Source organism: Lactobacillus taiwanensis, from assembly GCF_017894345.1.
GTDB classification, from domain to species: domain Bacteria; phylum Bacillota; class Bacilli; order Lactobacillales; family Lactobacillaceae; genus Lactobacillus; species Lactobacillus taiwanensis.
Genome location: NZ_CP059276.1, coordinates 1063159 through 1084885, shown reverse-complemented (window position 1 = coordinate 1084885; position 21727 = coordinate 1063159). Strand labels below are relative to the sequence as shown.

20 protein-coding genes, 3 pseudogenes and 1 riboswitch are annotated in these 21727 nt (G+C 33.3%); of the genes and pseudogenes, 21 read left to right on the top strand and 2 right to left on the bottom strand.

What is annotated here, in order from left to right:
* Positions 1 to 28 precede the first annotated feature (28 nt).
* The 20 genes and pseudogenes from H1A07_RS05190 (at position 29) to H1A07_RS05100 (ending at position 18285) form a co-directional block, all read left to right on the top strand.
* Positions 29 to 784, top strand: a complete 756-nt coding sequence (locus H1A07_RS05190; protein ID WP_210144545.1) for a LysM peptidoglycan-binding domain-containing protein — start codon at positions 29 to 31, stop codon at positions 782 to 784.
* Between the two features lie 70 nt (positions 785 to 854).
* Positions 855 to 966: riboswitch (FMN riboswitch) on the top strand.
* Between the two features lie 80 nt (positions 967 to 1046).
* Positions 1047 to 1640 carry an ECF transporter S component gene (locus H1A07_RS05185; protein ID WP_210144543.1) on the top strand — a complete coding sequence of 198 codons (594 nt, stop codon included), beginning with the start codon at positions 1047 to 1049 and terminating at the stop codon, positions 1638 to 1640.
* Positions 1641 to 1739: 99 nt separating this feature from the next.
* Positions 1740 to 2405, top strand: a complete 666-nt coding sequence (gene cmk / locus H1A07_RS05180; protein WP_210144541.1) for a (d)CMP kinase — start codon at positions 1740 to 1742, stop codon at positions 2403 to 2405.
* A 62-nt stretch (positions 2406 to 2467) separates the two neighbouring features.
* Complete coding sequence (rpsA, locus tag H1A07_RS05175) at positions 2468 to 3670, top strand: 30S ribosomal protein S1 (RefSeq protein ID WP_094496508.1); 1203 nt, start codon at positions 2468 to 2470, stop codon at positions 3668 to 3670.
* A gap of 79 nt (positions 3671 to 3749) precedes the next feature.
* Positions 3750 to 5057: a ribosome biogenesis GTPase Der gene (gene der, locus H1A07_RS05170; protein WP_210144540.1), complete on the top strand. Its 1308-nt coding sequence runs from the start codon at positions 3750 to 3752 to the stop codon at positions 5055 to 5057.
* A 163-nt stretch (positions 5058 to 5220) separates the two neighbouring features.
* Positions 5221 to 5496 carry an HU family DNA-binding protein gene (locus tag H1A07_RS05165; protein ID WP_004894504.1) on the top strand — a complete coding sequence of 92 codons (276 nt, stop codon included), beginning with the start codon at positions 5221 to 5223 and terminating at the stop codon, positions 5494 to 5496.
* A 102-nt stretch (positions 5497 to 5598) separates the two neighbouring features.
* Positions 5599 to 6861, top strand: coding sequence for a tetratricopeptide repeat protein (locus tag H1A07_RS05160; RefSeq protein WP_210144538.1), 1263 nt, complete (start codon positions 5599 to 5601; stop codon positions 6859 to 6861).
* 153 nt (positions 6862 to 7014) lie between these two features.
* On the top strand, positions 7015 to 11445 hold the full coding sequence (locus H1A07_RS05155) for an Eco57I restriction-modification methylase domain-containing protein (RefSeq protein WP_210144537.1): 4431 nt from the start codon (positions 7015 to 7017) through the stop codon (positions 11443 to 11445).
* A 4-nt stretch (positions 11446 to 11449) separates the two neighbouring features.
* Positions 11450 to 12640, top strand: coding sequence for a HEPN domain-containing protein (locus H1A07_RS05150; protein WP_210144535.1), 1191 nt, complete (start codon positions 11450 to 11452; stop codon positions 12638 to 12640).
* A 35-nt stretch (positions 12641 to 12675) separates the two neighbouring features.
* Positions 12676 to 13359: a DNA methyltransferase family protein gene (locus H1A07_RS05145; RefSeq protein ID WP_210144534.1), complete on the top strand. Its 684-nt coding sequence runs from the start codon at positions 12676 to 12678 to the stop codon at positions 13357 to 13359.
* 34 nt (positions 13360 to 13393) lie between these two features.
* Positions 13394 to 14227 (top strand): hypothetical protein, encoded by an 834-nt coding sequence (locus H1A07_RS05140; RefSeq protein ID WP_210144532.1) that lies wholly within the window; start codon positions 13394 to 13396, stop codon positions 14225 to 14227.
* Positions 14220 to 15116, top strand: coding sequence for a restriction endonuclease (locus tag H1A07_RS05135; RefSeq protein ID WP_244974096.1), 897 nt, complete (start codon positions 14220 to 14222; stop codon positions 15114 to 15116). The genes H1A07_RS05140 and H1A07_RS05135 overlap by 8 nt, the downstream gene beginning before the upstream one ends.
* A gap of 84 nt (positions 15117 to 15200) precedes the next feature.
* Positions 15201 to 15545 carry a hypothetical protein gene (locus H1A07_RS05130; protein ID WP_210144528.1) on the top strand — a complete coding sequence of 115 codons (345 nt, stop codon included), beginning with the start codon at positions 15201 to 15203 and terminating at the stop codon, positions 15543 to 15545.
* A 233-nt stretch (positions 15546 to 15778) separates the two neighbouring features.
* Positions 15779 to 15964 carry a hypothetical protein gene (locus H1A07_RS05125; RefSeq protein ID WP_244974095.1) on the top strand — a complete coding sequence of 62 codons (186 nt, stop codon included), beginning with the start codon at positions 15779 to 15781 and terminating at the stop codon, positions 15962 to 15964.
* A 251-nt stretch (positions 15965 to 16215) separates the two neighbouring features.
* Positions 16216 to 16365: pseudogene (locus H1A07_RS10555) on the top strand (hypothetical protein); the annotation flags it as partial.
* Positions 16366 to 16368: 3 nt separating this feature from the next.
* Positions 16369 to 16566 (top strand): hypothetical protein, encoded by a 198-nt coding sequence (locus tag H1A07_RS10550; RefSeq protein WP_244974094.1) that lies wholly within the window; start codon positions 16369 to 16371, stop codon positions 16564 to 16566.
* Positions 16562 to 16967: pseudogene (locus tag H1A07_RS05115) on the top strand (restriction endonuclease); the annotation flags it as partial. The gene H1A07_RS10550 and the pseudogene H1A07_RS05115, both read left to right, overlap by 5 nt.
* A gap of 26 nt (positions 16968 to 16993) precedes the next feature.
* Entirely contained in the window at positions 16994 to 17146 is a 153-nt protein-coding gene (locus tag H1A07_RS05110; RefSeq protein WP_210144526.1) for a hypothetical protein, read from the top strand.
* A gap of 39 nt (positions 17147 to 17185) precedes the next feature.
* Positions 17186 to 17551 carry a hypothetical protein gene (locus H1A07_RS05105; RefSeq protein ID WP_210144524.1) on the top strand — a complete coding sequence of 122 codons (366 nt, stop codon included), beginning with the start codon at positions 17186 to 17188 and terminating at the stop codon, positions 17549 to 17551.
* Positions 17552 to 17577: 26 nt separating this feature from the next.
* A complete protein-coding gene (locus H1A07_RS05100; protein ID WP_094502984.1) occupies positions 17578 to 18285 on the top strand; it encodes a sigma factor-like helix-turn-helix DNA-binding protein in 708 nt (235 codons plus the stop codon).
* Between the two features lie 255 nt (positions 18286 to 18540).
* On the opposite strand, the pseudogene H1A07_RS10545 reads toward H1A07_RS05100, so the two are convergent.
* Positions 18541 to 19706: pseudogene (locus H1A07_RS10545) on the bottom strand (YitT family protein).
* Positions 19707 to 19810: 104 nt separating this feature from the next.
* Between H1A07_RS10545 and H1A07_RS05085 the strand changes: the two are divergent.
* Positions 19811 to 21007 carry a CCA tRNA nucleotidyltransferase gene (locus H1A07_RS05085; RefSeq protein ID WP_210144522.1) on the top strand — a complete coding sequence of 399 codons (1197 nt, stop codon included), beginning with the start codon at positions 19811 to 19813 and terminating at the stop codon, positions 21005 to 21007.
* A gap of 40 nt (positions 21008 to 21047) precedes the next feature.
* Here H1A07_RS05085 and trhA read toward each other — a convergent pair whose 3' ends face one another.
* Positions 21048 to 21713, bottom strand: coding sequence for a PAQR family membrane homeostasis protein TrhA (trhA, locus tag H1A07_RS05080; protein ID WP_094496264.1), 666 nt, complete (start codon positions 21711 to 21713; stop codon positions 21048 to 21050).
* Positions 21714 to 21727: the final 14 nt, after the last annotated feature.

Here is a 21727-nt window from a genome sequence, read left to right as displayed (position 1 = left end):
TAATAATCTTTAATTGGAGGATCTTGGAATGAAGGAAAATAAATCTCAGGACAATAAAGAACCAAAGGGCCCATACAAGCACTTTCAACGTCCAACGACGTCTAGAAGCGCAATGCATCATCGCCATGCAGAGTTAGAACCTGAGTCTAAGCAAGCTCCTAAAACTCCTAATGAGTCAGAACAAAATTCTCATGGTATGCATCATAGTCAGTTATGGGCAGGGTTAATTATTGTTGCAATAATTTTGATCGCCTTAATTCCGATTGTTTCATCACGCTTGCGTTCAAACTCTAATACTGATTTGGCTGAAAAGAGTGTTAAAGTTTCAAAAACTAAGTCTTCTAAACCTCATAAGCATAAAAGTAAAAAGAGTAAGAGTAGTTTTTCTAAGAAGAGCAAATCAAAGAGTAGCGTAAAGAAGGAAGAACATTCATCTTCAAGTCAATCGCAAGATATGACTCCAGCAGTAACTAGTCAATCACAAAGTAGTGAAGTTGTTCAAAGTAGTAGTCAATCTTATGACAATAGTGCGAGTCAAACTACTGCGCAAGATCACACTCAACAATCTACGCAAAATTCATCTCACACTAGCCAAAACAATTGGCAAACTAGTGGTAGCAGTTCTAGCGAATATCAAGCTCCACATTCTTACACAGTTCAAGAAGGAGATTCTCTATCAAAAATTGCTCGTGAAAATAACACTTCAGTTCATCATTTAGAGCAACTTAATGGTTTAGAATCAGCTGATAGTATTAGTATTGGTCAATCACTTAAATTGAAGTAATTAAGAACATTTATATTTACAATTTTACTAAGAAGTATTATTATTTACTTGTAAAAAGCAAATAAAAGGATGTTGTCTTCAGGGCAGGGCGAAATTCCCGACCGGCGGTTAGAGTCCGCGAGCTACTTATGTAGTTGAACCTTAGGTACCGATAGTTAAAGTCTAGATGGAAGAAGACAGACTAAAAACTAAACATGATTTAGATTGATAAGGTCTGTTGCTGAAGCAGCAGACCTTTTGTGTGTTATGGAGGAAATATATCATGCAAAGAAAAACAAGTTTAAGTCATGTAAGACTAGCTTATTGGCTCGCTTGGGCAATGATTGGTGCATTGGCATTTTTAATTATGAAGTTTGAAGTACCAATTATTCCAGGTTTTGATTACTTAAAGATGGACTTTTCTGATTCCTTAGTTGCTCTTAGTACTTTGGTTTTTGGTCCATTAGGCGGAACAATGATCGCGCTTTTTAAGTCATTATTGAGTCTATTTATTTCTGGATTTAATCCAATTTCGATGATTGGACAGTTAGCCGCATTTTTAGCAAGTTTAGCTTATATCTTGCCTTTCTACTACATTAGTAAAAAGCATGAAGATAAGGTAAGATATCAAGTTCTTGGTTTAGCGGTTGGAACAATTGCGTTAACAATAGTAATGTCTTTGGCAAATTACTTTGTTTTAACACCAATGTATATCTCCTTAATGGGATTTAAGTTAAATTCATCACTTCTGACTTACATTGTTTCAGCAATTGTGCCATTTAACTTAATTAAGGGATTGATTAACAGTATAGTAGTTTTAATTTTAGCTAAGACCCTGTTACCAGTTTTAGAAAAATTCGTAAAACGCAATTTCTAGATTAAAAAGAATTTTATTTAGTAGGAGTCAACTGACTCCTACTTTTTGTTTTATGGTAGAATTTACTTTGAATGAAAAAGAAAGGAACTCAATTATTTAATGCAAGTAGCTATTGATGGTCCTGCATCAGCGGGGAAGAGTACAGTTGCTAAAATTATCGCACATAATTTGGGCTATATTTATATCGATACTGGTGCAATGTATCGAGCATGTACATTAATTGCACACGATAATAATGTTGATTATGGAGACGAGAAGGCAATTTTAGACCTAATCGACAAGAGTACGATTGCCTTTAAACAAGAAGCAGGCGAGCAGAAAGTTTTTGTAAATGGGAAAGACGTTTCTATTGCAATTAGAACGCCAGAAATCACTGAAAATGTTTCTCAAGTCTCTGCTTTAAAGGCCATTCGTGAAAAGATGGTTGAATTACAACGTGAAATGGCTGGGAAGAACAACGTTATTATGGATGGTCGTGATATTGGGACGACAGTTTTACCAGATGCAGAGGTAAAAATTTTCTTAATCGCTAGTGTTGCATCAAGAGCTAAGAGACGCTTTTTAGATTTTCAAGAAAAAGGTATTCATCAAGACTTAAAAGATATCGAACATGATATTGAAGTTAGAGACTATAAAGATTCTCATCGTGAGATTTCTCCGTTGAAAAAAGCGGATGATGCAATTGAATTAGATACTACAGACTTAACAATTGATGAAGTTGTAGCCAAAATAACCGAGATAATTCAAAAAAAGCAAAAAAATTAAACAAAAGTGTGGAAAAAAGATATCAAGTACTTTAAAATAAAGTATGATATTGGGAGGTAATTATGACAGATAATAGTAATCAATTCTTAGATGCTCTAAAAGAAATGCAGGGAGTTGAAGTCGGCAACATTGTTAACGTTGAAGTTTTAAGTGTTGAAGATGGACAAATCGCTGTTGGTGTTGAAAATGCAGGTGTTGAAGGTGTAATCACTAAGCGTGAATTTACTAACGACCGTAATGCAGATTTGAACCAATTGGTAAAACCTGGTGATAAGTTTGAGGCTTTAGTTCTTAGAAGAGCTGGTGGCGACAAGGAAAACGGCGAATTCTTCTTCTCAGTTACTCGTTTGAAGGAAAGAGAAGCTTACAAGGAATTAGAAAAGGTCTTCGAAGAAGGCAAGACTGTTGAAGGTACTGTAACTGGTGCTGTTCGCGGTGGTTTATTAGTTGATGTTGGTACACGTGGATTTTTACCAGCTTCATTAATTTCTAACCGTTACGTTTCTGACTTGAAGCCTTACATTGGCAAGAAGATGAACTTGAAGATCACTGAAATTGATCCTAACAAGAACAGATTAATTCTTTCAAGAAAAGACTTAATCGAACAAGAACGTGAAGAAGCTTTCGAAAACGTTGCTTCACAATTAGTTGTAGGTGACACTGTTGAAGGTAAAGTATCACGTTTAACTGGTTTTGGTGCCTTTGTTGACGTTGGTGGTGTGGACGGTTTAGTTCACATTTCAGAAATTTCTTACAAGCATGTTGACAAGCCTAGCGATGTTTTGAAGGCTGGTCAAGATGTTAAGGTTAAGGTTATCGGTATTGATGACGACAGACACAGAATCTCCCTGTCAATTAAGCAAACTTTACCATCCCCATTTGAAGAAGCTACTGAAGGTTTACATGAAGGCGACATCATTGAAGGCGAAGTTAAGTCTTTAACTTCATTCGGTGCATTCGTTGAAGTAGCTGATGGAATTCAAGGCTTAGTACACGTTTCAGAAATTGCTAACAAGCACGTTGATAAGCCAAGTGATGTTTTAAAGGTTGGTCAAACTGTTAAAGTTAAAGTTTTAAGCGTTGACCCAAGTGACAGAAGAATCTCATTGTCAATCAAACAAGCTGATCCTAATGCTGCTAAGAGTGAAAACAACTCACGCCCACGTCGTCGTCAAGATTCTGTAACTGATAAGTACATGAATGACAATGACAACGGCTTTGCTTTAGGTGACATTATTGGTGATCAACTTAAAGATAAGGATTAATCGTCATTACTCTAAAAAAGCTGACTCCGGTCAGCTTTTTTTATTTCTTAAGTAGAAAATAGAAAGGGGTAGAAATAATATGTCATTACCCATCGTTGCATTAGTTGGACGACCAAATGTTGGTAAATCAACTATTTTTAACAGAATTATTAATTCTCGCGTAGCTATTGTTGAAGATAAGGCTGGCGTTACTAGGGATAGAATTTATGCCCGAGCTGAATGGATGGGCCATGAATTTATCCTAATTGATACGGGTGGTATTACCTTAGACTCTGGTGAAATTGAAGAACAAATTAAGGCACAGGCTGAAATTGCGATTGATGAAGCTGATGTAATTGTTATGTTGGGGGATGTTACTCAACACATGACCAACATGGATGAAACGATTGCTAAGATGCTTTACAGAACTAAGAAGCCAGTTATTTTGGCAGTAAATAAGGCGGATAATCCTGAACAAAGAACAGATATTTATGACTTTTATAGTTTAGGGTTAGGCGACCCAATTCCCGTTTCTGGTAGTCATGGAACTGGAATGGGTGACTTGCTTGATGCTATTGTTGGTGAATTTGGCGATAAGGCTAACCAACATGAAGATGATTCAATTCGTTTTAGTGTAATTGGACGACCAAATGTTGGTAAATCCTCATTAGTAAATGCTATTTTAGGTGAACAACGTGTAATTGTTTCTAATATCGAAGGAACGACGAGAGATGCTATTGATACGACTTTTACTAATAATGGACAAAAGTATACTATTGTCGATACAGCTGGTATCAGACGCCGTGGTAAGGTCTATGAGAAGACTGAAAAATATTCAGTATTAAGAGCGATTAGTGCTATTGAAGAAAGTGACATTACACTCTTGGTTTTAGATGCAAGTACTGGAATTCGTGAACAAGATAAACATGTTGCTGGTTATGCTCACGACGCAGGCCGCGGTGTAATTATTGTAGTTAACAAGTGGGATTTACCTAAAAAAGATAGTAGAAGTATGAAGGACTTTGAAGATACAATCAGAAGAGAGTTCCAATACTTAGACTATGCTCCAATTATTTTTGTGTCTGCTAAGACGGGGCAAAGAGTTCCAGATATCTTGAAACTAGTTAAAGAAGTTCATGAAAACCAAACTCGTCGTATTAAGTCTAGCATTTTAAACGATCTTCTTCTTGAAGCAACTAGAATTACACCAACTCCATTGGTAAATGGAAAGAGATTGAGAATCTACTACATGACGCAAGTGGCAGCAACTCCGCCGACATTTGTAGTTTTCGTGAATGATCCAGAATTATTGCACTTCTCATATCAAAGATTCTTAATTAACCAACTGAGACAAAACTTTGATTTTGTAGGAACACCAATCAAAATCTTAGCTAGAAAACGCAAATAAACCTTAAATTTCAAAAATATTTGATATATCCTACGAAAAAGCTTGCAACTAAGCGTCCTAGTATGCTAATTTTATTTCAGGGAATAAATGAAGAATTCATTTTTCTTATTTTCAAAGGTTTGTTTTTAAAACATCATTAATTCATTTCGGGAGGTGAAGTGGAATGGCAAACAAGGCAGAATTAGTTTCTGAAGTTGCTGCTAAAACTGACTTAACCAAGAAAGAGGTTGCTGCTGCAGTTGATGCAATCTTTAACTCTATTCAAGAAGATCTTGCTAAGGGTGAAAAAGTTCAATTGATCGGTTTCGGTACTTTTGAAGTACGTCACCGTGCAGCTCGTAAAGGTCGTAACCCACAAACTGGGGCTGAAATCGAAATCCCAGCTTCTAAGGTTCCTGCATTCAAGCCAGGTAAGGCTCTTAAGGATGCTGTTAAGTAATTGTTTAGTTACTAGCAAAATAAAAACGTGCTAAGTTGTATAGCTTAGCACGTTTTTTGTGTACAATTATTGTGATAGCACAAATGAAAAGAGTGAAAATATATGACGACTTATTCTGAACAATTACTAGATGCAATTCAAAATCATGATTTTTCTAATAATCATATTTTATTAAAAAAGGCTCTAGACAATGATGATCCAGAAGTACTTGCTTCTCTAGCTGAAAATTTAACTGATCTTGGTTTCACTGATCTTGCTAAAGAAGTTTATCGTTTTTTGATTGGACAATTCCCTAAGGAAGACTTGTTTAAAGTATATTTAGCCGAAATTTTATTAAATGATGGCGATGAAGATGACGGTTTACAGCTTTTATATGATGTGAAGCCAGATAGTGATGCCTATGTTGAAAGCTTGCTTGATTTAGCTGATTATTATCAAAGTAATGGGTTAATTGAAACGGCGCGTCAAAAGCTCCTTGAAGCCCATAAAATGGCGCCTGATGAAGATGCAATTAACTTTGGTTTGGCTGAATTAGATTACTTAAGTGGCGACTACGCTGAAGCATTAGATTTATACCGTAAGCTTGCAGAAAATAACAAGACTTTTGGCGAAGTTGTCTTAAGTCAAAGAATTGCAGCCTGTTTGGCTAAATTAGGTGATTATGAAGAAGCTGCAAATGAAATTAAGAGCCATGAGAATGATATCTTAAGTATTGATGCTCTTTATGAAGCAGGCTTGATTATGCTTTCAGCTAATGATGATAAGGCAGCAATCAAATATCTAGATCAAGTAATTGAAACTCAGCCTGACTACGTTAATGCATACCCATTGCTTGCTCAAGCTTATGCGGCAGAAGATAACAATGAAGAAGTCTTGAGAACTGCTCAAACAGGACTTTCTTATAATGAACTAGATGAAGTTCTTTATAGTTTGGGTGCAAAAGCAGCCGCTAACTTAAATCAATTAGATGAAGCAGAACGTTTGCTTAAGAAGGGATTAGAAGTAGCACCGGATAATAGTGATTTACGTTTGCAGTTGTCTAATTTGTACTTACATGAACATAAAGATGAAGCTAATATCGACTTGTTCAAGTCACTTGATGATGAAGAATTAGAACCACAAGCACACTGGAATATGGCAATTTCATATCAAAGACTTGAAAACTATGATAAGGCTAAGAGTGAATTCTTGCTTGCTTATCCTGCCTTTCAACAAAATGCAAGCTTCTTGAGACAAATGATTAGCTTGTTCTATGAATTGCGTGAGATTCCAACAACTAAAGAATTAATTAAGAAGTATCTGCAAGTTCAACCTGACGATATTGACATGCAAGATATGCTAGATGAATTAAATAGTGAAGAGTAGAAGAAAAGCTGGCTGTGAGGTTAGCTTTTTTTGTTTGGTTCATATTTTTTATTATGTGAAGTTAATCGAACGCATTTTCTTAATAATCTTGTTGTTAAATGGCTATTCAGGGTAAAATAGAGAGCAGAGAATATGAAGAATGAGGATTGTAGGATGTCTAATTTTGACTTTTTAGATAAAGATGTATTAACAAAACAATACTATAAAAGAGCCGCAGAAGCAGAAATGAGTTATGCTATGGGCCTATATTCGAATGTTTTAGTTTCTGCGAGAGCTGTTGCAGAAAATATAGCTAAAGAGATAGCTGATTCAAATTATTTAGTAGTAGATGAAAGAGAGACATTCGATAGTGTTTTAAAACGCCTAAAATCAGGTCAATACATAGATAAATATGCTTTACAATTTTTTTATGATGTAAAAAATATAGGTAACGTAGCTGCTCATACTTTATCAGATAATAGTCAAGAAGATGCTTTAACAGCTTTAAGACGCTTGTATTCGTTATGTGTATGGTTCGTTGATAGTTATTATGATGAAAACATAGATGCTACAGATTTTCAAGAACCTAAAAAAGAAGATGTTTTATATCAAACGACTACCCAACCACTCTCAAATGCAGAAAAGAACTTGATCTATATTCAGACCGCAGATAATTCATCTGGTAAATTTTCTGTATATGAAGGAAATCAGAAAGTTGGGAAAACCACTATTACTGACTTAGCAGAAAATAATTCTGATAATAGTCCTTATCTACGGAATTGGGCTAAGAAAAGAATTAATCAATATATGAAAACATCTGGAATACCAGTAAATTTAGAATGGGCAGAACTCGCATATCGTAAGTCAGATGGATTATGGTTTACCGATCATGATGTACACCGTGTTTTAGAAAGGTCTGGTATTAAACATAGTCGCAACTTGTCAGGAAATGAGTGGTTTGAAACTGACTTAGAGACTGCTAAAAAAGCTATTAAAGCAGTTAAAGAAGGGAAAGATACTCTTGATAAGGTCGAGGAAGATTTAGAAGAGCAAATTGTATTACGTCCAGAGCAGCAAAGAGCGGTAGATAAAACTAAGGAAGGTTTTAAATCCGGTAAAAAGATGCTTTGGAACGCTAAAATGCGTTTTGGTAAAACTTTAACTGCCTTAGAACTTATTAAAGAACAAAAATATAAAAAAGTTCTAATTATGACTCATCGGCCGGTTGTAGATGGTGGCTGGTTTAAGGATTTTAAAAAGATAGGGATGCCAGATGCTGGTTATGTTTATGGATCAAAAAATCGAGGTCATGAAAATGTTAATGAACTAGAAAAGCTCACCCAACCTTATGTATACTTTGCAAGTATTCAAGATTTAGGAGGATCGGAAGTAGTTGGAGGCAAGGTTTCAGATAAAAATAGAGAATTATTTGCTGTCGATTGGGATTTAGTAATTGTTGATGAGGCACATGAAGGAACTCAAACCGAATTGACACAAAATATTTTAAATTTAGTAGTTAAAAAGCATACTAAAGAATTAGATCTTTCAGGGACACCGTTTAATATCTTATCTGATTATGATGAAGATCACGTCTTTACTTGGGATTATACAATGGAGCAAGAAGCTAAAGAAAATTGGGATAAAGATCATCCTAATGAAGCTAATCCTTACGCTCCACTTCCTAAAGTATCAATGTTTACTTTTGAAATGAATAAGCACTTCAAGGACCCTCGTTTTAATAGAGAGGGATTAGGAAAGTATACCTTTAATTTCAAAGAGTTTTTTAGAACAGATAAAGATGGCAAATTTGTATACGAAAGTGATGTTAAGAAATTTTTAGATAATATCACTAACCCAGGAACAGCAAATTATCCATTTTCAACTAGAGAATTTAGAAATAGATTACGACATACCTTATGGGTTTTACCTGGAATTAAGGAAGCAAATGCTTTAGAAAAATTGTTAAAGAAGCATTCAGTTTTTGGTACAGAATACAACGTTATTAATGTAGTTAGAAATGATCGATCAGATAGTGAATTAGGAACTGATAATGATGTTGATGCTGAAAGAAAAGAGATTGCAAAAGCGGATAAAGTAGGAAAGAAAACTATTACCCTTACTGTAAGAAAATTGACAACAGGGGCAACCGTTCCGGAATGGACTGGTGTATTATTCTTATCTAACACTAACAGTGCTATGCAATATTTGCAGGCTGCGTTTAGAGCCCAGACACCATATTCGTCTCCCGAGTTTGGTAAGAAAGAAAATTGTTATATTTTTGATTTTGCACCTGATCGTGCCCTTACAGTAATGGCAGAATCAACTAGCTTAGCAACAGGTGTTGGGAAGATTCAAACTAAAGAACAAAAGGCTAGAATGGCTAAACTGATGAACTTCTTACCAATCCTTGGTGAAAGTAATCAGCAAATGAAGCCATATAAAGTCGATAAACTTCTTGTTCAGCTAAAAAGAGCGTATGCTGAAAAAGCAGTACGAACTGGTTTTGATGATGATTCGATTTATAGTGATGAATTGTTATTGATTAAAGATGCTGATTTAAATGATTTTAATAACCTTAAGGGTATTATTGGTACAACCAAAAAAGAAAAAGCGCCAACAAAAATTGATGTAAATCATCAGGGATTAGATGAAGAAGAGTATGATAAGGCTGAAAGAGCTAGAAAAAAGAAACCTAAAGAGAGATCAAAAGAAGAACAAGAAGCTATTAACAAAGTAAAAGAACTTAAGAAGCAACGTAAAACAATGATTTCTATTCTTCGTGGAATTTCTATTAGAATTCCAATGATGATTTATGGAATGGATATTAAGTTTGATGAAGATGTTTCAATTAAAAAATTTGTCAATAATGTTGATGATGTGTCTTGGGCTGAGTTTATGCCTAAAGGCATTACAAAGGAATTATTTAATAAATTTGTTAAGTATTATGATGCCGATGTTTTTATTGAAGCAGGGAAAATTATTAGAAGACAAGTAAAAGAATTAGATAAAGCTGATCCTCTTGAAAGAGTAGAAAAAATTGCTGATATTTTTGGTACTTTTAGAAATCCTGATAAAGAAACTGTGTTAACTCCTTGGCGTGTTGTTAATATGCATTTAGGTAAAACAATTGGTGGATTGTCATTCTTTGACAAAGATTATCAATATTCTTATGAAGACGGCAATATTGTTAGACGCTGGATTGATACTGAGTATACAAACAAAATTTTTAGTGAAAATGCCCATATTCTAGAAATTAATTCTAAGACTGGTTTGTATCCGTTGTATGTAGCTACTTCCCTTTATTGGAAAGAATTTAATAAGTTAAATGATCAAACTGCTGGTAAGTTTGGTTTTGAAGATGAATTGATGATATGGCAAAAAATATTAAGAGAAAATATCTTCTTAGTTGCTAAAACACCAATGGCTAAAGAAATTGCTAAACGAACTTTAACTGGTTACCGTAAGGACTGGGATATTAATGCTGAGTATGTAGAGAATATTGTTGAAGATTCTAAATTAAATGTTGACAAAGAAGCTAAGCAAATTGAAGGGATGTTTGGAAATATGAAATTTGATGTTGTGATTGGTAATCCGCCATATCAAGAAAATAATGAAAATACAAGTGATACTCCGATTTATCCCCAGTTTATCGATTTATCTTTTAGATTAGCAGATATAGCAACTTTAATTACTCCGGGAAGATTTCTATTTAATGCAGGAAAAACACCAAAAGCTTGGAATAATCAAATATTAAATAATAATCATGTAAAAGTGGTTCAATATTTTCAAAAAAGTAATGAAGTTTTTCCACATACCGATATTAAAGGCGGAGTAACTATAACTCTCTATGACGCAAACAAACAAATAGGACCTATAGGATTATTTACTCCATTTGAAGAACTAAGAAAAATTAGAGATAAAATAAAGAACTCATGTGCAACTTCTTCACTAACTGATATTATTTATTTACAAAATAAGTTTGATTTAAGGGAACTTTATAAAGATCATCCAGAATTTAAGAAGATAATAAGTAGCAATGGTAAAGAAAAAAGAATTGTTACTAGTTCTTTAGATAATTTAAATATTTTTACAGATAAGAAAGAATCCTCAGAAGATGTAAAAGTGTTAGGCATAATAAAAGGTAATAAAAGAATCTTTAAATATATAAATAGAAAATATATAGATGAGAATGAAAGCAAAAATTTCTTAAAGTATAAAATCCTAGTTCCGAAATCTAATGGCTCAGGAGCTTTAGGAGAAGTATTAAGTACACCCCTAATCGGGGAACCCCTAATCGGGGAACCCCTAATCGGGTATACCCAATCTTTTATTGGCTTTGGTGCATTCGATACTAGGGCTGAGTCAGAAAATTTACTTAAATATATTAAGACTAAATTTTGTCGCGCATTATTAGGAATTTTAAAGATTACACAAGATAATCCACCAGAAAAATGGCGTTTGGTCCCAATGCAAGACTTCACACATAACTCTGATATTAATTGGACTGCATCTATTAAAGATATTGATAAACAATTGTATAAAAAATACAATTTATCCAAAGATGAAATTAAATTTATTGAAACTAGAGTGCAAGCAATGGAGTAAAATTTTGAAAAAAGATATTTCTTCCAATGATTTATGGAATTTATTAAAAAGTAATGCTGTAGAAGATACAAAGAGAGCGAACAGTAATGAATTTGCTGAAGATGACAGGGCAATATCAATTTTTGATCCGATAAATAATAAATATATTTTATTTTTAAGTAAAGAAACTTATAAAATAGAACAGAAACTTATTGGAAAATTACCGAAAAATAGAATTAAATTAACAGATAAACAAAAGATTAATGAAATAAATAACGTACTATGTAATTTAGATTTAAAAAAATTGACTTATCAAAAGTTGCTAGAACTCTTACATCAAAAATCGTCAAATAAAGTTACTTATTTATTCGGACTCACGAATATTATGCTTGATATTGATCAAGATTTTAAAATAAATGATGAGTTTTGCATTGGAAGCTTTGCCTATAGTCATAGTACTTCTTATTTTAGCGATTTTATTTTACAAAACGATTTTGCAAAAAAGGAAAATTCTTATCTATTAGTTACAGTGACTGGTCCTGACGATATGGAAACTGTTCGTAAGGCTGAAAAAAAAGCAAATACACTAGTAAATGTTTTAAATAGTCTATGTTGCAATCAAGCTGAGCCAATTAAAATAATGACTCAAGCGGATGAAAAAGTCAGTATGAGTGCTTTCTTCTATTTTAAGAAAGTTCAACATTGGAGTGAGTCTAACACCCTAAGACCAGGAAAACTATTAAATTATACAGTTGTAAATAAAGACGATCTTAATATTATCAAAACTATTTATATAAATCGAACTAAACATAACAAATTCAATAAGCTAATTTTTTCTATGAATTGGCTAGGAAATTCAATAAAAGAAACTGATTATGGATCTGCCTTTCTTGAAGTAGTAATTGGATTAGAATGTATTGCTGAGAAACAATCAAAAGGACTGGTTTCTCCATCAATTAACTATCAAATTTCTAATTTTGTTGCTATGATTTTGGGAGAAAACATTGAAGATAGAAAATTACTAATAACAAAAATGAAAAAAATTTATGAGAAAAGATCTCAGATCGTGCATGATGGACAAAGTAATGTTACTTATGAAGATTATGTAGAAGTTTTTGATCTAGTAAGAAATCTAATAACTAGATTAATTTATGATGTAAATTTCAAAAATATATCTGATTTAAATGTATGGGTAGATGATAAGCTTTTGTCTTAAGCAAAGTAGCTATTATGATAAAAATGAAAAATAATATGACAATGGAAAAAATAATAAAATCTTCTGATCGAGTAAAAGATATAGGAGAAGTTTTTACTCCGAAGAAAACTGTAAATTTTATGCTTGATCAACCTGAAATTAAAGAAAAAGTAAATTCATTGACTGCAACTTTTTTAGAACCGTCAGCCGGTGAAGGTGCATTCCTTGTTGAAATTTTAAGACGAAAGCTAGAATATGCAAAAACACAAAGCATAACCCAAAAAGAAATGCAAAACAATTTTTTATTAGTTCTTTCTACTCTTTATGGAATTGAATTAATGGAAGATAACATTGAAATGTTGGTAATGAATATGAATAATGTCTTTCGAGATGTGTATTTTAATACATTTGATCCAAAGGAGCAGAGTCCAAAAGTGTTGAAGAGTGCCCAAACTATTATTTCGGCAAATATGTCTCAAGGAAATGCACTTACTAGCAAGACTGCAACAGGTGAGCCTATTATTTTTAGTGAATGGATTCCTGTAGGAAAGAATAAAGTTCAAAGGAAAGAATATACATTTGATTCTATTATTGAAGGCGGTGGGCCAATGGGCTCTGTGCAGAAAAAGTATGAACAATTGGATTTATTTGCTGAAGATGATGCTTTACAGAATGAGGAAAATATCTGTCATTATGTGCCTGTTAAATGGGAAGATGTATATAAAAAGATAGTTAAATGAGAGATGATTAATTTGGTATTAGGTATAGGAATTTATGTTTGATTTACGTCAATATTATTTAAATAATATTAAGGAAGAGGATTATTATTATCGGTTTTATGCAATAGTAAAAGATGTTGATATAATTTCTTCTTCTGGACTTCCAGTTCCGAAAGTAAAAAGAGAAAAAATTCAGTATCTTGTATATGATAAACAAGATACAATTGATAAATTCAAAGAATTATGTCAACCTGGACAAAAATTTGATGATAATGAAAAGAAATGTTGGTTCTATATTGTTTGTTATTATCTTAATCGATGTGAAGTTTATATAGAACAATTCCCTAATATTCTAAAAAGGCCGCCTGAAAATCCATCAACATTTACCTACAATGAGATAAGGAACTGGGCAATTGCTCATAAGTTAGATAACAATGGAACCGTTCAATATATAACACGACGGAAAATAGTAAGTGAATTTAAATTTCTTAATACCCAGAGTTACATTGAACCAGGTGAAGACATAGAAAGTCTTTTTAATAAAATATCTACAAATAGTATTGATTTTCAAAATTTAAGTATTGAAAGTAAACTTAGAGAGATTGCCAATCTGATAGAGCATTTACTGAAGATAAATGGAAAATTTGAAGTTCTGAATTATGAAAGAATTACATTTGGCTATATTACCAATGAGAATATTAAGGATTTTAGAAAGCAAATACAGTGTTTTCGACATGCAACAGAAAAGGCTTTAGCTGAAAGAAAGCAATTTACCGAGAGCCAAAAGTCTTTTTTGGTCGATTATGGTCTTACCCTCTCAAAAGTAATATTTAATCTAAGAAAATATAAGGAAAGAGAGAATAATGACGAACTTCACAAATATGACTAGACAAGACCAAGAAGCTTATCTAATGAAGCCCATAATTGATGAGTTAAAACAAGTTGGCGGTCAAGCAACCACAAGAGATTTAAAGCGGACAGTTGTTGAAAGAGAAGAGAATATCCCAGAAAATATCTTAACGATGTATAAAACATCAAGAAATGGGAGAAAGTATCTCCCATTTAATTATGCATTTAACTTTGCAATCTCTAACTTAATTATGGCTGGGATGCTTAAAAGACCTAAACAAGGGATAGTAGTTCTAACGGAAAAGGGAAGAGAATACAAAGGAAGTAGAACTAAACTTAGTGATGCAGTTTATAAAATCTCCCTTCCGCAGTGGCAGAAGAAAATTGAACACAATAAAACGAGAAAGAACTCTACTATTGAGATAAACGAAGAAGAGTCATTAAGTAACTTTGAAGAAGACTGGAAAGGTCCTCTATTGAATGCTCTGCTTAATTTAAGTCCAGGAAAATTTGAACTTTTTTGTCGTGCTTTAGTGGCAAAAATGAATGTCGACATTGATGAGACTATTGGAACTAGTCTTACTGGTGATGGCGGAGTAGATGGTTATGGCTACATCAAGACAGATGATTTTAGAACTGCACGTGTAGCGATTCAAGCTAAAAGATGGAATCCTAACAATTCAGTTTCATCTCCTGAAATTGATAAATTTCGTGGTGCAATGGATAAATTCAGAGCTGAATATGGAATTTTTATTACTACTTCAACTTTTACTAGAGACGCGATTAAAGCATCTCGTGCAGGAACAAGAGTAATTACCTTAATCGATGGTGACCATTTGCTAGACTTAATTGCTAAATATGAGCTCTATGTGACTAAAAAAGTGATTACTACTTATGAACTAGATGATTTTTTTGAAGATGAAAACTAGTTAATAAATTAAAGCCGTCGGTATTGAAGTTTATCAAAGTCACTAATTATATGAGATAGCTGATAATTTTTATAGGTATTAATAATGATAAAACTTATAATTTATAATTTGAGTGGGAAAATAATAGAAAAGCAATTGATTGAACCACAATCAATTGAAGAAAAAACTCTAGGACAGAGGGTTAGGATTACTCTCGATGATGAAAAAACTTATGAGGGATTAACCGATAATACATTTGATTCAAAAACTGAGAAGAAATTAGTACTCTTTCTTTATGATATTGATGAAGAACATAATAAATTAAGAAGTGACAAAGGTATTAGTATTTTTATTCCACTAAAAAAAGTTGCACAAGTAGAAGCAATACGGTTCAGTAATCCTCGTTGGGGAAGTCCATTAACTAACAAATTTGAAACTGTGGAAGAGTGAAGAGAAAGAATGAAAAAGTATATTGATAATAGGGGGCAAGGTGAATAAAATAACGCCAGAAGATAAAGTAACTCGTAACGAAAGCAATAAAACCGTATCCTTAAATCAACACACTTTTCACGAAACACAATATTTATTATCTACTTCAGCAAATTGAAAGGCATTGCAAAGAGGAATGTGACAATCGCATATTGATAAAATCTTATGTAGGAAAAATAATAGCTCTAGTGTTAATGCTAGTCGGAATTGGTGTAATTGGTATGTTAACAAGTTCGATTACAACATATTTTGTGAGAGAAGATAATAAATCTAACGATAAAGACGTGCAACTAGAAAAGATCATGCAAAAGTTGGATGAAATTGAAAAACAAAATTATGATTTAAAAGAAGAAATTCAGAAATTGAAACAGAAATATTAATAACTCAAGCTACCTGCCAGTACTACAGCAGGTAGCTTCTTTTTATCCTAAATTAAATAACACAAGCATAACTTAACGCTGCTAATTATTATACAAAGTTATTATCAAAGCCTATAATATTTCTTGTAAGCGATAACAAAAAAGACGAGGGAATAAACATGGAACAAGAAACAAAGGCTCCAGTTATTGACTGAAAAGCAAATTATGATGTTGTTGTTTTAGGTTTTGGTGGAGCAGGTGCTACGGCTGCTAGATTTGCAGCTGATAATGGCGCAAAAGTATTAATTGTTGATGTTGCTCCTTATGGTCATGAAGGCGGCAACACTAGATATTCTGTCCAGCTTCTTGGCACCGGGACCGATTATGACAAGTTAAAGGAATACTATCGTGGCTTAACGTAGCCGATGGATTTGCCAGAAGATATGGTTGAAACCTATGTACGCGGAATGTGCAACATGCGGGAATATGTAAAGAAGTACTTAGGCGTTGAACCAGTTAGTTTTATCAATGACTTTAGTAAGATACCAAAGGAATACCGTGCTGGAGTTGCTCAAGAATATCCTGAACTAAAGGGACATGAAGCACATGGCTATACATTTTGAACATATGATGGTTAAGCTTTTAAAGATATAAAGGAACTAATGGACAATCCGTCGTAACTCAGAAATCTAATGACGGTGGCATTGACGGAATCATTAATCAAGATCCACTAGGATTACGTACAGTATATGTGCAAGTTAAAAGATATTCAGAAAAGAATGTTGTGGGCAGTCCTGAAATTAATAGTTTCTTTGGTGCACTTAGACGTAAGCAAGCAGATCGTGGAGTATTTATTACTACTTCTTCTTTTACTAATGACGCAAGGGATGCAGCTAAACAATTAAATATTGCCTTAGTTGATGGTGAAATGCTTACTAATTTAATGATTCAATATAAGGTCGGCGTACAGGTCAGTCAAACTTATGAATTGTATGATATTGATGATGATTTTTTTGAAGAATAAAGATTAGCAGATTATTGTATAATCACATGAGAACAGCGCAAGAAGTCTTAAGAAATATAGATGAAAATAAACTTATAGAACATTCTTTCTATAAGCATCCCTTAATGGTTAACAAGCTTGATGATGATATGATTATCGGTCAAATTAAGTCGAATTTTAAATTAATATTTCGGTTATAATCATTAACAAATATAAAAATAGGAATTGAATCTGAAGATATGGAAATAAGAATTGATAAAAACTTTGTAATTAAAGTTCCTAGATTTACGGATGATCTGGAAGATTTGCATGAATTGTATCAAATCAATTTTGGAATGTTTAAATTTAATAGCGATGATTATGAATCTTTAAATACCAAGATCATTTTGTCTAAGAATGATTGGTGGAACAAGGCAATTGCATTATTAATTTTAAATGCTAATTTGATCACTAAGAAAATATACGACAAGGTACATAAAGAAGAATATCCGTACTATGCTTATCCTTATATTCAATTTAAAAACAAAATAACATTTATAGTTGAATCTTTAGCCATAAATACTATTGATAGATTGATTCAAGATCTAAAAAAAATCAAAATCTAAAAATCTCTACCTATGTTATAAATGCAATGACGTACGCTTTTAATAAAGATGGCGACCAATTGCACGGAACTAGATCGCAAATTATACGTATTCCCTTGCTTAAGAAAAAACAGCAGCAAGCTGAAAAGTGGGTGGATAAAAAAATAAAGTATGATAGCTTATATGGAAGGCCTAAAAGAAGCTATAAAGATGAGCTTGCAAAAGTTCGTAAGCAGATTGGCAAGGTCGATATAAATGCAAATAAATTTGCTAAATTAAAAAAGCAAGAAAGACAGCTAGTCGTTCTTAATGAAAATGAACCTTCAAAAAATCTTCCGTATTTTGTAGTAATAGATGAGATTACTTTACTACCGCCAAAAGAGTTAAATAATACAATTGATCAAAACACTTATTGTTTTAATAATCGATGGGGTTCAAAACCCTATTCGACGTTGCAAGATAAATTAGATATAGTTTTAGATACATTAACTGATCGGGAAGATAGCGTTCTACGATTGCGTTACTACATTGATAGTTTTGATGATGAAGAAGAACAGGTAGGAAAAGTTAGAAGTGTAAGCGATATTGCAAGAATTTTTGGCGTAAATGAGTATCGAATTAGACAAATTATAAATAAGGCAATAAAAAAATTAAAAACTCCAGAGCGTAGTGAACAAATACAAGAATTTCTGAATATGAATTATGAAGTATTTGAAATTAAAGACGAACATAATCAATTACCTTATAGTTGGTAATTAGCAAAAGAAATATTATAGTTAAAGTCTAAATGGGTAACAATTTTACGCGCGCAATAAAAACGGTCGAAAAGCTTTTCGACCGTTTTTTTAACCGCAAATAGATTGAAAAATAAACTTTCGCTTTCTAAAATGCTAAAAAATGTTGATATTATAGGATTCTTATTTCAACTTTTGTATTACGCGCGAAAATTTGCGAGAGTTAAGGAATATAAAAAGTTGCAATAGATCTCACATGATCTATTGGCATGTTAATTAGCTTAATAGCCAATCAATTAAATTAAGTTTTTGGATACCGTTGTAATTTGCTGTGCGATTGATAGTGTCTAAAGTTAATAGATATTTAGGGTAGGAATCGCGAATTTGCTCTAGTGATCTTAATTCACGTTTTAGTACTTTTTCATCCATGGTAGTTAAAGCAACTTGATAATAGGAGAGCTCCTTCATATCGCTAATCCCGACAAAATCAACCTCGTATTTACTGCTTTCTCCAACGTAAACTGCTTTATTGCGTCTAAGTAACTCCAAGTAAACAATATTTTCAATAATATGTCCGAAGTCTTCTTGATGATCAGGTAGGAGAATATTTCTAATTCCCATATCAACGCCATAATATTTGCTCTGACTGTTTAGGAGTTGACGATCGCGAATATCATATCTTTTTGCTTCATACATTAATAGACTGTTTAGAATACCGCCTAAGTGTCGATCAACCGTTTTGTTGCTAGAGGAATACCCAGTACTTTTGAGAGTATTAGTTATCTTATTAATAGAAACCTGACTATCTATTGAAGAGTAGAGGCTTTGAATAACTCGCTCCAAAACTGGTGTGTCTTTAATATTTAAATCTGAAATAATGAAAAGTCCCCGTGCAGCATAAGACCCAGCTTGAATTGAATCAATAATTCTAGCTAAAACAAAGCTAGCAAGTAAAGTATAAATCATATGTTTAATATCGAGGTAGGAAAGTGAAATAGTCAATACAAGGGCGTATAAAGCAAGAAGTGATTTTCCAACAGGAATACCTAATTTTAAGTCGAGTATTCTAGCAATAATATCAGTTCCGTCATACTTGAACACAATTCCAATACCAAATTCTGAAAATAATCCAGCTAGCACACCTGCGATAAAAAGATCATGCTCCAAATTCAATTGGTTTATAATAGGGATGTGCAACCAAAAGATAAAAAGAAGGATAGGCAAAGTGTGCCCCAAATGGTTAAAGCAACGGGCCGTTTGCCCATAAATCGATATCCGATTATAATTAGAGGGATATTTAGAAGTAACGTGGACAAGCTAGGATTGATGTGGAACCAATATCTAAGTAAAAGGGCGATCCCACTCATCCGGCCGTCAGCAAGTTTGTTAGGGATGCTGATGGCATCTAAGCTGAAAGCATAAATGCTGCAGCCTAGAGTAATGAAGAAGACTTGTTTAAGTAGTTATTTATTAAAAATTTTATTCATGTTACTTCCTTCTTTCTATAATGAAGAACAACAGAATTTTAAGGGGAATAGGAAAATATATGAAGATTGATAATTTACCGGAAGTTTTTACTGCTGCGCTTCCAGTTTTGAAAAAAATCAATGAAGCAGGCTATGAGGCCTATTTTGTTGGAGGCAGTGTTCGAGATTTACTCTTGAAGCGTCATATTCATGATGTTGATATTGCAACTAGCGCTTATCCAGCAGAAATTAAGCAGATTTTTGAGAAAACAATTGATACGGGAATTAAGCATGGAACAGTAACTGTTCTTTATGGGGGCGAAAGTTACGAAATAACAACTTTTAGAACTGAATCAGGCTATCAAGATTTTCGTAGACCAGATCATGTAACTTTTGTACAAAATTTGTCAGAAGATTTAAAGAGACGAGATTTTACTATTAATGCTTTAGCAATGAACGTTGATGGTAACATAGTTGATCACTTCGATGGTTTAGGCGACTTAGACAAGCGACTTATTCGTGCGGTAGGGAAGGCTGAAAATCGTTTCCACGAAGATGCCCTTAGAATGATGCGTGCCGTTCGCTTTATGAGTCAATTACAATTTACTCTTGAACCAGAAACAGAACAGGCAATTAGCGACAATCATGAATTGCTCAGTAAGATTTCAGTTGAGCGTATTCGCGATGAATTTGTAAAAATGGGCATTGCACCCGGTAGTCAAAAGGCCTTTCAAATCTTTTTGGATACAGGTTTATCTGAAGAAGTCCCAGGTTTTAAAGGTAAAAAAGAAAATCTTGCTCTTTATCCTCAACTTAATTTTAGTCCTACTACGGAAGCTAATCTATGGGCTTTAATGATTATTTTGTTGAAATTACCTAATGAAAAAATTGCTCACTTTATGCGTATCTGGAAGAACTCTAATGCAATGGAGCGTCAGGTAGCTGATATTGTAAGTTTCTTTGACCTAATTAGTTCACGTGCACCAAATAATTATGATCTATATAAAGCAGGTTTAAGAACGATTGTTTCAACTATTGATATTGCTAATATTTTAGGGCAGCCGATTAATGGTAGAGCTTTAGTAGATAGATATGAAGCGTTGCCAATTAAGGATAGTCACGACTTGGTAGTAGATGGGCACTTTTTATTAAAGAATGGTATTCCAGCAGGACCAAGAGTTGGTCTTTTACTAGAAGAAATTAAAAAGGCAGTGCTTGAAGGCATTGTAAGCAATAATGAAGAAGCGATTACTGAATATATAGCTTTAAATAATTAGCAAAATAGACTAGTGAAGAAGAAAATCACTAGCCTATTTTTTAAACGTAAAGTAAAATTGAAAAATACATCAAAATTGATCCAAGTAAAACGAACATGTGCCAAATAACGTGAATATAAGGAACACCGCACATTGAGAACAGGACTGCTCCGACCGTATAAGCAACTCCGCCCCAGACTAAAAGCCAAAATCCAGTAGGCCCTAATACGGGATAGAGTGTGCTTGAAGCAATAATTACGATCCATCCCATTAAGACATACAAAATTGTATCTAAAACCACATGTTTTCCTTGGTTGAAAATATAAAATAAAATGCCAAAGATTGCGAGCGCTAGGATAATACCGAACATAATCCATCCCTTAACACCGCCAATTGCGACTAAGGTATAAGGAGTGTAGGTTCCAGTAATTAAAATAAAAATTGAAGAGTGATCGAATATTTGAAACACTCGCCTAGCTCGGGTAAAAATCAAACTATGATAGAGTGTTGAAAAAAGATAGAGGATAACCAAACTAGAGCCATAAAGAGTAAAAGCTGTCACCCTTAAGGCACTTCCTGTATGAGCTGCTCTAACAATCAAAATTACTAAGCCTGCCACAGCTAGTCCAAAGCCGATACCATGAGTGATGGCACTAAAAATGTTGTTCAAAATGTTATAGGTTTTAGATTGATTCTTTGGTTCTTGCCACAATTGTTTAAAAGACATTCATTTATTCCGCC

Coding starts and splice junctions, on each gene's coding strand:
- H1A07_RS05190 (WP_210144545.1), top strand. CDS start 29: ATGAAGGAAAATAAATCTCAGGACAATAAAGAACCAAAGGGCCCATAC.
- H1A07_RS05185 (WP_210144543.1), top strand. CDS start 1,047: ATGCAAAGAAAAACAAGTTTAAGTCATGTAAGACTAGCTTATTGGCTC.
- cmk (WP_210144541.1), top strand. CDS start 1,740: ATGCAAGTAGCTATTGATGGTCCTGCATCAGCGGGGAAGAGTACAGTT.
- rpsA (WP_094496508.1), top strand. CDS start 2,468: ATGACAGATAATAGTAATCAATTCTTAGATGCTCTAAAAGAAATGCAG.
- der (WP_210144540.1), top strand. CDS start 3,750: ATGTCATTACCCATCGTTGCATTAGTTGGACGACCAAATGTTGGTAAA.
- H1A07_RS05165 (WP_004894504.1), top strand. CDS start 5,221: ATGGCAAACAAGGCAGAATTAGTTTCTGAAGTTGCTGCTAAAACTGAC.
- H1A07_RS05160 (WP_210144538.1), top strand. CDS start 5,599: ATGACGACTTATTCTGAACAATTACTAGATGCAATTCAAAATCATGAT.
- H1A07_RS05155 (WP_210144537.1), top strand. CDS start 7,015: ATGTCTAATTTTGACTTTTTAGATAAAGATGTATTAACAAAACAATAC.
- H1A07_RS05145 (WP_210144534.1), top strand. CDS start 12,676: ATGACAATGGAAAAAATAATAAAATCTTCTGATCGAGTAAAAGATATA.
- H1A07_RS05140 (WP_210144532.1), top strand. CDS start 13,394: ATGTTTGATTTACGTCAATATTATTTAAATAATATTAAGGAAGAGGAT.
- H1A07_RS05135 (WP_244974096.1), top strand. CDS start 14,220: ATGACTAGACAAGACCAAGAAGCTTATCTAATGAAGCCCATAATTGAT.
- H1A07_RS05130 (WP_210144528.1), top strand. CDS start 15,201: ATGATAAAACTTATAATTTATAATTTGAGTGGGAAAATAATAGAAAAG.
- H1A07_RS05125 (WP_244974095.1), top strand. CDS start 15,779: ATGCTAGTCGGAATTGGTGTAATTGGTATGTTAACAAGTTCGATTACA.
- H1A07_RS10550 (WP_244974094.1), top strand. CDS start 16,369: ATGGATTTGCCAGAAGATATGGTTGAAACCTATGTACGCGGAATGTGC.
- H1A07_RS05110 (WP_210144526.1), top strand. CDS start 16,994: ATGAGAACAGCGCAAGAAGTCTTAAGAAATATAGATGAAAATAAACTT.
- H1A07_RS05105 (WP_210144524.1), top strand. CDS start 17,186: ATGGAAATAAGAATTGATAAAAACTTTGTAATTAAAGTTCCTAGATTT.
- H1A07_RS05100 (WP_094502984.1), top strand. CDS start 17,578: ATGACGTACGCTTTTAATAAAGATGGCGACCAATTGCACGGAACTAGA.
- H1A07_RS05085 (WP_210144522.1), top strand. CDS start 19,811: ATGAAGATTGATAATTTACCGGAAGTTTTTACTGCTGCGCTTCCAGTT.
- trhA (WP_094496264.1), bottom strand. CDS start 21,713: ATGTCTTTTAAACAATTGTGGCAAGAACCAAAGAATCAATCTAAAACC.